Source organism: Streptomyces sp. R818 (assembly GCF_056172735.1).
The window spans coordinates 98,063-109,887 of record NZ_JAOCNE010000001.1 but is presented as its reverse complement, the minus strand read 5'-3'; the positions used below and the strand labels follow the sequence as shown (position 1 = coordinate 109,887).

Sequence of the window (11,825 nt, the reverse complement as noted above, 5' to 3'; positions counted from 1 at the left end):
CACGCATTGGCTCCCGGAGGGCTCAGATCTTCGTCCAGGCCTCCGTGAGCACCTGGCGGACGATGGACTCGATCTCGTCGAACGTCGACTGGTCGGAGATCAGCGGCGGCGAGAGCTGGATGACCGGGTCGCCACGGTCGTCGGCGCGGCAGTACAGGCCGTACTCGAAGAGCTTCTTGGTGACGAAGCCGTACAGGACGCGCTCGGACTCCTCGTCCGTGAACGTCTCCTTGGTGGCCTTGTCCTTCACCAGCTCGATGCCGTAGAAGAAGCCGTTGCCGCGGACGTCGCCGACGATCGGCAGGTCGTGCAGCTTCTGGAGCGTCGTCAGGAAGTTCGCCTCGTTGTCGAGCACGTGCTGGTTGAGGCCCTCGCGCTCGAACAGGTCGAGGTTGGCGAGGCCGACGGCCGCGGAGACCGGGTGGCCGCCGAAGGTGTAGCCGTGCAGGAAGGTGTTGTCGCCCTTGTAGAACGGCTCGGCGATGCGGTCCGAGACGATCGCGGCGCCTATCGGGGAGTAGCCCGAGGTCATGCCCTTGGCGCAGGTGATGATGTCGGGGACGTAGCCGAACTTGTCGCAGGCGAACATCGTGCCGAGGCGGCCGAAGGCGCAGATGACCTCGTCCGAGACGAGCAGCACGCCGTACTGGTCGCAGATCTCGCGCACGCGCTGGAAGTAGCCGGGCGGGGGCGGGAAGCAGCCGCCCGCGTTCTGCACCGGCTCCAGGAAGACGGCCGCGACCGTCTCCGGGCCCTCGAAGAGGATCTCCTGCTCGATCTGGTCGGCGGCCCAGCGGCCGAAGGCCTCGGGGTCGTCGCCGTGGATCGGGGCGCGGTAGATGTTGGTGTTCGGCACCTTGTGCGCGCCGGGCACGAGCGGCTCGAACGGGGCCTTCAGGGCCGGCAGGCCGGTAATGGACAGGGCGCCCTGCGGAGTGCCGTGGTAGGCGACCGCACGGGAGATGACCTTGTACTTCGTGTGGTTGCCGGTCAGCTTGTGGTACTGCTTCGCCAGCTTCCACGCGGTCTCGACGGCCTCGCCGCCGCCGGTGGTGAAGAAGACCTTGTTGAGGTCGCCCGGCGCGTGGTGGGCCAGGCGCTCGGCCAGCTCCACCGCCTTGGGGTGGGCGTACGACCAGATGGGGAAGAAGGCCAGCTCGGAGGCTTGCTTCGCGGCGACCTCGGCCAGCTCGCGGCGGCCGTGACCGGCCTGCACCACGAAGAGTCCGGCGAGTCCGTCGAGGTACTTCTTGCCCTGGTCGTCCCAGATGTAGGTGCCCTCGCCACGCACGATGGTGGGAACGGGCGCGTTCTCGTACGACGACATGCGGGTGAAGTGCATCCACAGGTGGTCGTACGCGGTTCGGCTGAGGTCCTTGCTCACGGCTATCGGGTTCCCCACATATAGGTCTGCTTCTTGAGCTTGAGGTAGACGAAGCTCTCGGTGGAGCGCACGCCGGGCAGGGCCCGGATGCGTTGGTTGATGACCTCAAGGAGGTGGTCGTCGTCCTCGCAGACGACCTCCACCATCAGGTCGAACGAGCCCGCGGTCATCACCACGTACTCGCACTCCGGCATGGCCGTCAGCGCGTCCGCCACGGGGTCGAGGTCGCCCTCCGCGTGGATGCCGACCATCGCCTGGCGCCGGAAGCCCACGGTGAGCGGGTCGGTGACGGCGACGATCTGCATCACGCCCTGGTCGAGCAGCTTCTGCACGCGCTGGCGCACGGCCGCCTCGGAGAGGCCGACGGCCTTGCCGATGGCGGCGTACGGACGCCTGCCGTCCTCCTGGAGCTGCTCGATGATCGCGAGGGAGACGGCGTCGAGAGGCGGATTGCCGCCACTCCTCGAACGGGGTCCCTTGGGGTCTGCGCTGCGACTGGCCACGACCTCACTCTGCACGAGGACTCGACAGTTCCGCAAGCCCGGATCGATGTAATCCGTTGTTCAAGGCGTCCGTCGTCACGGATTTCGTAGGTGGGGGGCGGTGGGGGGTGTCGAAAGCGTCGGCGTTCCGCATAGGGTGGGTGTCTCAAGCAGTGGACAGGCGTCAAAAGGGACCATCCACGTGCTATCCACGTCCTTTCCATCCGCAAGGAGGCCGGTCAGTGACCAGTGAGCTGCGTCGTCTGCGCAACTACATCGACGGGGAGTTCCGGGACGCCGGCGACGGCCGGACCACCGAGGTGGTCAACCCGGCCACCGGCGAGGCGTACGCGACCGCGCCGCTGTCCGGGCAGTCCGACGTCGACGCCGCGATGGCGGCCGCCGCCGCCGCGTTCCCGGCCTGGCGCGACCTGACGCCGGCCGAGCGCCAGAAGGCCCTGCTCAAGATCGCCGACGCGTTCGAGGAGCGGGCCGAGGAGCTGATCGCGGCCGAGGTCGAGAACACGGGCAAGCCGATCGGGCTCACGCGGTCCGAGGAGATCCCGCCCATGGTCGACCAGATCCGGTTCTTCGCCGGCGCGGCCCGGATGCTGGAGGGCCGCGCGGCCGGCGAGTACATGGAGGGCCTCACCTCCATCGTCCGGCGCGAGCCGATCGGCGTCTGCGCGCAGGTCGCGCCGTGGAACTACCCGATGATGATGGGCGTCTGGAAGTTCGCCCCGGCGCTCGCCGCGGGCAACACCGTCGTCCTCAAGCCGTCCGACACGACGCCCGCCTCCACGGTCCTGATGGCCGAGATCATCGGCTCGATCGTCCCCAAGGGCGTCTTCAACGTCGTCTGCGGCGACCGCGACACCGGCCGCCTCATGGTCGAGCACGACACCCCGGCGATGGCCTCCATCACCGGCTCCGTGCGCGCCGGCATGCAGGTCGCCGAGTCCGCCGCCAAGGACCTCAAGCGGGTCCACCTGGAGCTGGGCGGCAAGGCGCCGGTCGTCGTCTTCGAGGACACCGACATCGCCAAGGCCGTCGAGGACATCGCGATGGCGGGCTACTTCAACGCAGGCCAGGACTGTACGGCCGCCACCCGCGTGCTCGTCCAGGAGTCCATCCACGACGAGTTCGTCACCGCGCTCGCCAAGGCCGCCGCCGACACGAAGACCGGCATGCCGGACGACGAGGACGTGCTGTACGGCCCGCTCAACAACCCCAACCAGCTCAAGCAGGTCTCCGGGTTCATCGAGCGGCTGCCCGCGCACGCCAAGGTCGAGGCGGGCGGCCACCGCGTCGGCGAGAAGGGCTTCTTCTACGCCCCGACCGTCGTCTCCGGCCTCAAGCAGGACGACGAGATCATCCAGAACGAGGTCTTCGGCCCCGTCATCACCGTCCAGTCCTTCACGGACGAGGCGCAGGCCACCGAGTGGGCCAACGGTGTCGACTACGCCCTCGCCTCCTCGGTGTGGACCAAGGACCACGCGCGCGCGATGCGCATGTCCAAGGTCCTCGACTTCGGCTGCGTCTGGATCAACACCCACATCCCGCTCGTCGCCGAGATGCCGCACGGCGGCTTCAAGAAGTCCGGCTACGGCAAGGACCTGTCCGCGTACGGCTTCGACGACTACACGCGCATCAAGCACGTGATGACGTCCCTCGACGCGTGAACCTCACGTACGAGGAAGTGGGCGCGACCCTGGCGGAGGGTGCCGAACTCCCGCCGGGGTACGCCCACCTGGACCGCCGCGTCCGGCTCGGCTCGGGGCAGGAATGCTTCGAGCGGGCGGGCGCGGCGGTCCTGTCGTGGGGCGCGCAGCGCGGCGCGGGCATGTCGGTCTCGCCCGGCGACGACGCCCGTGAGGGCCAGGACATCGTCATGCGCCTGCTGTGGCTGCGGATCCCCTGCCGGGTGGTGGGGGTCGTCCGCGACGGCACGCGTACCGGCTTCGCCTACGGAACCCTGCCCGGCCACCCCGAACGCGGCGAGGAGGCGTTCCTCGTGGTCCGGGAACCGGACGGATCCGTGTGGTTCCGCATCCGCGCGTTCTCCCGGCCCGGCCGCTGGTACACGCGGGCGGCGGGGCCGGTGGGGCGGATGGTGCAGAGGTGGGCCACGCGGCGGTACTTGCGGGCGATCGTCAGAGCCGCCGGGGACGGCAAGCGGTAAGGCGGCGCCCTGTCGACAGGGTGTCGCTCCGGGCCCCCGCCGCTCGACGCAGCGTCCATTGCGGGGCATCCGGCGCGGCGGCATTCTGCCTGCGTGCGAGCCAAACACCTCTCCTCCCAGGTCACCCGTCGGTCCTTGCTGCGCGCCCTGGGCGGTGGTGCCGGGGCGCTGGCCGTCGGCGCGTTCGCCACGGGGTGCGGGGTGCCCGCCGCCTACGTCGAGCCCGGGGACCGCGCAGGCCGGGACCTCTCGTCCGCCGAGAAGCGGCTGACCTGGGCCAACTGGCCGCTCTACATCGACGTCGATGACGAGGACCCCTCCCGGCGGCCGACCCTGGACGCCTTCGAGAAGCGGACCGGTCTCCAGGTGACGTACACCGAGGAGATCAACGACAACGACGAGTTCTTCGGGAAGATCAGCCCGTCGCTGATGAACCACCAGCGGACCGGGCGCGATCTCATCGTCATCTCCGACTGGATGTGCTCACGGTTCGTGCGGCTCGGCTGGGTGCAGGAGATGGACCGCGCGCGGCAGCCGAACGTCACCGAGTACCTCGACCCGCTGCTGCGTTCGCCCGCCTTCGACCCCGGGCGCAAGTTCACCGTGCCCTGGCAGTCCGGGATCACCGGGATCGCGTACAACAAGCGGCGCCTCGGGCGGGAGATCCGGCACGTCGGCGACCTGTGGGCGGACGACCTCAAGGGGCGCGTCACCCTGCTCTCCGGGCTCGACGAGTCCTTCGCGCTGCTCATGCAGGGCAACGGGGTCGACATCACCAAGTGGACCACCGACGACTTCCACCGCGTCTGCGACCAGGTCGAGAAGCTCGTCGAGTCCCGGCACATCCGCCGCTTCACCGGCAACGACTACATCAAGGACCTGTCCAGCGGCGACGTCCTCGCCTGTCAGGCGTACAGCGGCGACGTCATCCAGCTCCAGGCCGACGACCCGGACATCGCGTTCGTCGTCCCCGAGGAAGGCGCCGAGCTGTGGGCCGAATCCCTGATGATCCCCAACCTCGCCGACCACAAGGCCAACGCCGAGCGGCTCATCGACCACTACTACGCGCCCGAGGTCGCCGCCGAGCTCGCGGCGTGGGTCAACTACGTGTGCCCGGTCCCGGCGGCCAGGGACGTCCTCGCCGCCGCCAAGGACCGGGAGACCGCCGAACTCGCCGAGGACCCGCTGATCTTCCCCGACGACGCGATGCGGTCCCGGCTCGCCATCGCCCGGGACATCGGGCCGTCGGAGCGGACGGAGTTCGCCAAGCGGTGGAACGCGATCGTGGGGCTGTAGCGCTCGGTCCAGGGACACGTTGTCAGTCCAGGTTCCTGAGCGCCGCGTACACGATGCGCTGGGCGACGGGGTTCATGTCCGCGCCCTTAGCGTCGGTGGAGTTGACCGAGTAGACGAGGGTGCGGGAGAGGTCGCGGGTGGCGCCGACCACCGAGCTGTAGCCGTAGCGGCTGCCCGTCTTCACCCAGACGACCTTGCCGTCCTCCGTCACATAGCGCTGCAGGCCCGCGCTCATCGTCGCGCCCTCGATGTCCGACGGCACGGTGAACATCTCCTCCAGCTGGGGCCGCGGGACGATCCGGCCCCGGAACAATGCCGTGATCAGGCGCTCCAGGTCGGCCGTCGTGGAGATCATGTCGCCGCCCGCGAACCGGTCGTACTGGTTCCATTCGGTCACGTCGAGCAGCGTGCCGTCCTCGCGGAGCTGGTAGCCGTGGTGGTGCGGGCCGCGGATGCGGGTGTCCGTGCCGGGGAAGTACGTGTGCCGCATTCCGGCCGGGCGCAGGACGAGCCGTTCGGCCTCGGCCGCGTACGAGCGGCCCGTGACCTTCTCCACGAGGAGGCCGAGCAGGGTGTAGTTGATGCCGAGGTACTCCTGGACCTCGCCCGGGGCGTGCGCCGGGCCCGCGGCGACCGAACCGGCGACCACCTGGCGCGGGGTCAGGGTGTCGAAACGGTGCGGGTACTCCTCCTCGAAGTTCTTGCCCCAGCTCGTTCCCGGCTTCAACCCGCTGGTGTGGTTGAGCAGTTGGCGTACGGAGATGGGGTCGGGGAAGGCGGCGGCGTTCGGGGCGAACAGGTCGGGGAGGTAGCGCTGGACGGGGGCGTTCAGGTCGACCTCGCCGTCGGCGGCGAGGCGCAGGACCGTGGCCGCCGTCACCACCTTCGTGGTCGAACCGGCCCGGAACCGCGCGTTCTCCAGCGCCTTCGCGCCCGTCCGCAGATCGCGGACGCCCGCGACGCCGCGCCAGGAGCCGCCCGTGCCGCCGACGCGGACCAGGGCCGCGGTGGCGTCGGCGTTGGGCAGACCGCTGATGGATTCCCGCAGGGCCGCGGCGTCGGGGGCGGAGTGCGGAGAGCGGGCGGAGGCGTGCGCGGAGGTGTATGCGGAGGTGTGTGCGGCCGGGTGCGGGGCGGCCGAGGCCAGCGGGGCGGCGACGGCTCCGAGAGCGAGGACGGTTGTGACGGCGAGGGCGCGCATGGTGTGACGCTGCAGCTTCAACTGATGCTCCCAGGACAGTGGTTGGGCCGGGCGGGCCGGTGTGCACCATCCTGTGCGGCCGTCGTGGTCCGGAGATCGTCGTGGGGGAGGAGCGCCGACCCTGGTAGTCGCCCGGGCGGCGCCCTAGGGGCTGCCGCCGGACGGGCCCTAGGGGGCCCGTGCTCACTCCTCCCTGAGCGCCGTCAGCAGGTCGACGCGGTTGGTCGTGATCGAGTCGGCACCCGCGTCGATGAGCCGTCGCATCGCCCTGCGGGTGTCCGGCGTCCAGGCGGAGACCAGGCAGCCGTCGCGGTGGACGCGGGCCGCGAGGTCGCGGGTGACCAGCGGGAAGCGGTAGTTGAGCCAGCGCGGGCGGACCGCGTCGAGCAGGGCGCGGCGCGGCGGGGCCAGGGACGTCCAGGTCAGGGCGATCTCGGCGGCCGGATCCGCGGCGCGTACGAGGAGCATGGTGCGGGCGCCCGCGCAGTACTGGACACGCTCCTCGGCGCCCGCGTCGCGCACCGTGGAGACGACCGTGCGGACCGTCTCCGCGTCGGCACCGGGCAGGTCGATCATCAGGCGCGCCGCCGACGCCTGTTCGAGGGCGTCGACGAGGGTGGGCACGCCGCCCGCCGTGAGGCCGCGCACCTCGTCGGCGGAGAGCGCGGAGAGCGGGCGGTCGTGGCGCCACAGGCGTTCGAGCGTCGCGTCGTGGAGGAGGACGGGGGTGCCGTCGCGGGTCAGGCGGACGTCGACCTCCACCGCGTCCGCGCCCAGGGCGAGCGCCGAACGCAGGGAGGGGAGGGTGTTCTCGCGGACGCGGTAGGGGTCGCCCCGGTGGGCCACGGCGGTGACGGTGCGCATGGCCCCCATTGTGGGGCGGAACCCTCGCTTACGCGTCGGCCAGCCAGGCGGCCGTGTACGTGTCGATCTCCGCGGCGATCCGGGCCTTGCCGGGCTCGTCGAGGAAGGAGGCGCGGACCGCGTTCTTCGCGAGGTCGGCGAGGCCGCGCTCGTCGAGGTCGAGGAGGCGGGCGGCGACGGCGTACTCGTTGTTGAGGTCCGTGGAGAACATCGGCGGGTCGTCGGAGTTGATGGTGACGGTGACGCCCGCGTCGACGAAGCGCCGCAGCGGGTGCTCGTCGAGGGTGGCGACCGCGCGGGTCGCGATGTTCGAGGTCGGGCAAACCTCCAGGGGGATGCCGCGCTCGGCCAGGTGTGCGAGGAGCTTCGGGTCCTGGGCGCTGGAGGTGCCGTGCCCGATGCGCTCGGCGCCGAGGTAGGTCAGGGCGTCCCAGACGGTCTCGGGGCCCGTCGTCTCGCCCGCGTGCGGTACGGAGTGCAGGCCGGCGGCGATCGCGCGGTCGAAGTACGGCTTGAACTGCGGCCGGGGCACGCCGATCTCGGGGCCGCCGAGGCCGAACGAGACCAGGCCCTCCGGGCGCAGCGCGTCGTCCGTGGCCAGCCGCGCCGTCTCCTCGGCCGACTCCAGGCCCGCCTCGCCGGGGATGTCGAAGCACCAGCGCAGGACGGTGCCGAACTCGGACTCGGCGGCCTTGCGGGCATCCTCGATGGCGTCCATGAAGCCGCGGGCGTCGATGCCGCGCCGGGTGGAGGAGAAGGGGGTGATGGTCAGCTCGGCGTAGCGCACGTTCTGCCGGGCCATGTCGCGGGCCACCTCGAAGGTGAGGAGCCGTACGTCCTCCGGGGTCCGGATGAGGTCGACCACGGACAGGTACACCTTGATGAAGTGCGCGAAGTCCCGGAACGTGAAGAAGTCCACGAGCGCCTCGGGGTCCGTCGGCACGGCCGAGTCGGGGTGCCGGGCGGCCAGCGTCGAGACGATCCTGGGGGACGCCGAGCCCACGTGGTGCACGTGCAGTTCGGCTTTCGGCAGCCCGGCGATGAAGGTCTGCAGGCTCTGGCTCAACGGTTCCTCCCCAGGAACGTGGGTGATCGGCTGATCGGGGTCACCGGCATCGTATGCGGGCGGCTCCGCCGGTGGGCGGGCGCGGGGTGAGGCCGTGCGCCGAGGACGGGGTGAGGCCGTGCGCCGAGGGCGACGGGCGGCCCGCTTCCGGGCGCCCGGGACCGTGGCCCGGCCGCCCCGTAGCATGTCGGGACCGACACGACGAAGGGGGCGCTTCACATGGGAGGCGAAACCACACCGCAGGGCGACACTCCCTGGGCGGCGCCGCAGGACGCGGCGGCAGGACAGCCGGACGGGTCCCGGGACCGCGCACGTCCGCAGGCCCCCGGGAGTCCGGCGGGTGCCGCGAGCCCGGACCCCCGTGGCATCCATGAGAGCCAGACGGTGACCGCGATGCCGGCGCATCAGATGGCCAAGCCCCCGCAGGCACCGCAGGCACCGCAGCCTCCGCAAGCGCCTCAGCCGCCCCGGTCGCCGTACTCCGCGCAGGCGCCCCAGCCTCCGCAGGCCCCCCAGCCTCCGCAGGTGCCGCAGCAGCCGCACGCGGCGCACAACCCGTACGCCCCGCAGCCGCCCGCCTCCCCCTATGCGGCTCCCCCGAGCGGCAGCGGTTCCGTGCCGCCGCCGCCCGTCTCGCCCGCCGGTCCCGGCATGCCGGCCTACGGCGGCTACCAGGGCGGGCCGCAGTACGGCTACCCGGTGCAGCAGCCCGCCCCGTACGGAGTGCCGCAGTACGGGTATCCGGGCGGGATGCCGATGCAGCCGAGCAACGGGATCGGCGTCACCGCCATGGTGACCGGCATCGTCTCCGCCGTGATGTGTCTGGCCTGGTTCATCTCGCCGATCCTCGGCATTCTCGGCATCGTCTTCGGCATCATCGGCCGGGGCAAGGCCAAGCGCGGCGAGGCGACCAACCCCGGCCAGGCGCTGACCGGGATCATCTGCGGCTCGTTCGGCCTCGCCGTCGGGATCGGGTTCTTCACCCTGGTGTTCGTGCTCAGCAACAGGTGACCCGCCGGGCCCGCCGCCTCAGCGCAGGCGGGCCCGCGCCTCCATCAGCGCGAACCCCAGCAGGTTCGGCCCTCTCCACCCCTGCGGGTTCTCCGCGTCCGCGTCGTCCGCCGCGAGGCCGATGCCCCAGATCCGGTCCACCGGACTCGCCTCCACCAGGACGCGCTCGCCCGTGCGCAGCAAGTACTCCCGCAGGGCCGGGTCGGACCCGAACTTGTGGACGCTGCCCTCGACCACGATCCCGTAGCGCTCCCGCCGCCACACCGTGTCGTCGAACCCCTGGACCAGGCGGCCTTCCTTCTTGGCCTGGGAGGGGTGCCCAGCCGCGAGCACGCGCCGCTCCGCCTCCGCGTCGCCGAAGAGCCGCGCCTTCGCCGCCATCATCCAGTGCTCCGCCGTCGCGTACTCCACCCCGCCCACGGCGAACGGCGACGGCCACCACTGGCTCAGGCAGCTCGGTCCAAGAGTCCCGTCCTCCCGTGCCGTGTGGCCCCAGAAGTGCAGGTACTTCACCCGTGCGCCCGCGCTCACCGCCGCCACCAGCGATTCCCTGCTGTCGATCTCCATGCACGCGAGTCTGGCACGCACCACTGACACTCCGTCCTGCCTTTTCCAGGGAGACTCGACACCTGGTCGACAGATTCCGTCGCGTAACCAAAAGGCAACAACGGAATCACTTGTTGGAGTACAAGTGCTCTGCCAGGATCGGCACTCAAATCGAGCTGGAGCCACGCCGGTGCCCGCGGGACGGGACACCGGCGGCGAAGAGCGAGAGCGAGCACTCATGCACAACCCCACCCCGGCCCGCCCCCCGACGGCCGCGTCGGTCGCCGCCACCGCCCGGGAACGATTCGCGGACGGAGCCGACTTCGTCGCCGGACGCCTGGTCAAGGGCGGATCCGGCCGCACCCACGCCGTCGTGGACCCCGCCACGGGCGAGGACGTGTACACGTACGAACTCGCGGGCCCGGCCGACGTGGACGCCGCCGTCGGCGCCGCCCGCGCCGCCTTCCCCGAGTGGTCCGGCGCGACGCCGGGCGAGCGGTCCGACGCGCTGCACCGGTTCGCCGGGGTGCTCGCCGAGCGCGCCGAGGAGTTGGCGGTCCTGGAGTCGCTGCAGTGCGGCAAGCCGCTCAAGCTGAGCCGGGAGTTCGACGTCCCGGGCACGGTCGACAACACCGCCTTCTTCGCGGGCGCGGCCCGGCATCTGCAAGGGCAGTCGGCGGGCGAGTACAGCGGCGACCACACCTCGTACGTACGCCGTGAGCCGATCGGTGTCGTCGGGTCCATCGCCCCCTGGAACTACCCGCTGCAGATGGCCGCCTGGAAGGTGCTGCCCGCCATCGCCGCCGGGAACACGATCGTCCTCAAGCCCGCCGAGCTGACCCCGTTCACCTCGCTGCTGTTCGCGCAGGCGGCGACCGAGGCGGGCATCCCCGACGGCGTCGTCAACGTCGTCACGGGCGCGGGCCGCGACGCCGGTGAGCACCTGGTCGGGCACCCGGACGTCGCCATGACCTCCTTCACCGGCTCCACGGGCGTCGGCAAGCGCGTCGCCGAGATCGCCACCGCCACCGTCAAGCGGCTCCACCTGGAGCTGGGCGGCAAGGCGCCGTTCGTCGTGTTCGACGACGCCGACCTGGAGGCCGCCGTGCACGGCGCCGTCGCGGGCGCCCTCATCAACACCGGGCAGGACTGCACCGCCGCCACGCGCGCGTACGTGCAACGCCCGCTCTACGACGCCTTCGTGAGCGGGGTCGCCGACCTGATGGCGACGGTCCGCCTCGGCGATCCGTTCGCCGACGGGACCGATCTCGGGCCGCTCATCTCGCACGCGCAGCGCGACCGCGTCGCCGGTTTCGTCGACCGTGCGCGCGGCTACGCGCGCGTGGTCACCGGCGGCAGGGCCCCGCAGGGCGACCTCGCCCGTGGCGCCTACTACGAGCCGACCCTCATCGCCGACGCCGCGCAGGACAGTGAGGCCGTGCAGTCCGAGATCTTCGGGCCCGTCCTGGTCGTGCTGCCCTTCGACAGCGACGAGGAGGGCATCCGGCTCGCCAACGACACCCCGTACGGGCTCGCCGCCTCCGCCTGGACCCGCGACGTCTTCCGCGCGAACCACGCCACCCGCGCCATCAAGGCGGGCTGCGTCTGGATCAACGACCACATCCCGATCCTCAGCGAGATGCCGCACGGCGGCTACAAGGCGTCCGGCTTCGGCAAGGACATGTCCGCGTACTCCTTCGAGGAGTACACCCAGATCAAGCACGTCATGTTCGACAACACCGCGACCGCCAGGAAGGACTGGCACCGCACGATCTTCGGGGACCGCTAGCCAG

At 71.2% G+C, this 11,825-nt stretch carries 11 protein-coding genes; 5 read left to right on the top strand and 6 right to left on the bottom strand.

Going from position 1 to position 11,825, the window contains the following annotated elements:
* Nucleotides 1–22 precede the first annotated feature (22 nt).
* Both N5I75_RS00435 and N5I75_RS00430 read right to left on the bottom strand, forming a co-directional pair.
* The gene (locus N5I75_RS00435; RefSeq protein WP_476673076.1) at nt 23–1,402 is read right to left on the bottom strand and encodes an aspartate aminotransferase family protein; all 1,380 of its coding nucleotides are present in this window, start codon (nt 1,400–1,402) and stop codon (nt 23–25) included.
* Nucleotides 1,387–1,902, bottom strand: a complete 516-nt coding sequence (locus N5I75_RS00430; RefSeq protein WP_476673074.1) for an Lrp/AsnC family transcriptional regulator — start codon at nt 1,900–1,902, stop codon at nt 1,387–1,389. Before N5I75_RS00430 ends, N5I75_RS00435 begins: the two co-directional genes overlap by 16 nt.
* 206 nt (nt 1,903–2,108) lie before the next feature.
* On the opposite strand from N5I75_RS00430, the gene N5I75_RS00425 reads away from it, so the two are divergent.
* The 3 genes from N5I75_RS00425 (at nt 2,109) to N5I75_RS00415 (ending at nt 5,344) form a co-directional block, all read left to right on the top strand.
* Nucleotides 2,109–3,548, top strand: a complete 1,440-nt coding sequence (locus N5I75_RS00425) for a gamma-aminobutyraldehyde dehydrogenase (protein ID WP_476673072.1) — start codon at nt 2,109–2,111, stop codon at nt 3,546–3,548.
* On the top strand, nt 3,545–4,048 hold the full coding sequence (locus N5I75_RS00420) for a DUF1990 family protein (RefSeq protein WP_476673070.1): 504 nt from the start codon (nt 3,545–3,547) through the stop codon (nt 4,046–4,048). Before N5I75_RS00425 ends, N5I75_RS00420 begins: the two co-directional genes overlap by 4 nt.
* A gap of 93 nt (nt 4,049–4,141) precedes the next feature.
* Nucleotides 4,142–5,344 (top strand): polyamine ABC transporter substrate-binding protein, encoded by a 1,203-nt coding sequence (locus tag N5I75_RS00415; protein WP_476673068.1) that lies wholly within the window; start codon nt 4,142–4,144, stop codon nt 5,342–5,344.
* A gap of 22 nt (nt 5,345–5,366) precedes the next feature.
* On the opposite strand, the gene N5I75_RS00410 is transcribed toward N5I75_RS00415, so the two are convergent.
* The 3 genes from N5I75_RS00410 to N5I75_RS00400 form a co-directional block, all read right to left on the bottom strand.
* The gene (locus N5I75_RS00410; protein WP_476673066.1) at nt 5,367–6,566 is read right to left on the bottom strand and encodes a serine hydrolase domain-containing protein; all 1,200 of its coding nucleotides are present in this window, start codon (nt 6,564–6,566) and stop codon (nt 5,367–5,369) included.
* A 162-nt stretch (nt 6,567–6,728) separates the two neighbouring features.
* Nucleotides 6,729–7,409 carry a glycerophosphodiester phosphodiesterase gene (locus N5I75_RS00405; protein WP_476673064.1) on the bottom strand — a complete coding sequence of 227 codons (681 nt, stop codon included), beginning with the start codon at nt 7,407–7,409 and terminating at the stop codon, nt 6,729–6,731.
* 28 nt (nt 7,410–7,437) lie between these two features.
* Nucleotides 7,438–8,502 carry an adenosine deaminase gene (locus tag N5I75_RS00400; RefSeq protein WP_476673820.1) on the bottom strand — a complete coding sequence of 355 codons (1,065 nt, stop codon included), beginning with the start codon at nt 8,500–8,502 and terminating at the stop codon, nt 7,438–7,440.
* Nucleotides 8,503–9,000: 498 nt separating this feature from the next.
* Between N5I75_RS00400 and N5I75_RS00395 the strand changes: the two genes are divergently transcribed.
* The gene (locus tag N5I75_RS00395) at nt 9,001–9,486 is read left to right on the top strand and encodes a DUF4190 domain-containing protein (RefSeq protein WP_476673062.1); all 486 of its coding nucleotides are present in this window, start codon (nt 9,001–9,003) and stop codon (nt 9,484–9,486) included.
* Nucleotides 9,487–9,504: 18 nt separating this feature from the next.
* Here N5I75_RS00395 and N5I75_RS00390 read toward each other — a convergent pair whose 3' ends face one another.
* Nucleotides 9,505–10,053 (bottom strand): NADAR family protein, encoded by a 549-nt coding sequence (locus N5I75_RS00390; protein WP_476673060.1) that lies wholly within the window; start codon nt 10,051–10,053, stop codon nt 9,505–9,507.
* 217 nt (nt 10,054–10,270) lie between these two features.
* On the opposite strand from N5I75_RS00390, the gene N5I75_RS00385 reads away from it, so the two are divergent.
* Nucleotides 10,271–11,821 (top strand): gamma-aminobutyraldehyde dehydrogenase, encoded by a 1,551-nt coding sequence (locus N5I75_RS00385; protein ID WP_476673058.1) that lies wholly within the window; start codon nt 10,271–10,273, stop codon nt 11,819–11,821.
* Nucleotides 11,822–11,825: the final 4 nt, after the last annotated feature.

What these genes read in the sequence shown, in the direction of transcription:
- N5I75_RS00405 (WP_476673064.1), bottom strand. Translation starts at nt 7,409, where the DNA reads ATGCGCACCGTCACCGCCGTGGCCCACCGGGGCGACCCCTACCGCGTC.
- N5I75_RS00390 (WP_476673060.1), bottom strand. Translation starts at nt 10,053, where the DNA reads ATGGAGATCGACAGCAGGGAATCGCTGGTGGCGGCGGTGAGCGCGGGC.
- N5I75_RS00385 (WP_476673058.1), top strand. Translation starts at nt 10,271, where the DNA reads ATGCACAACCCCACCCCGGCCCGCCCCCCGACGGCCGCGTCGGTCGCC.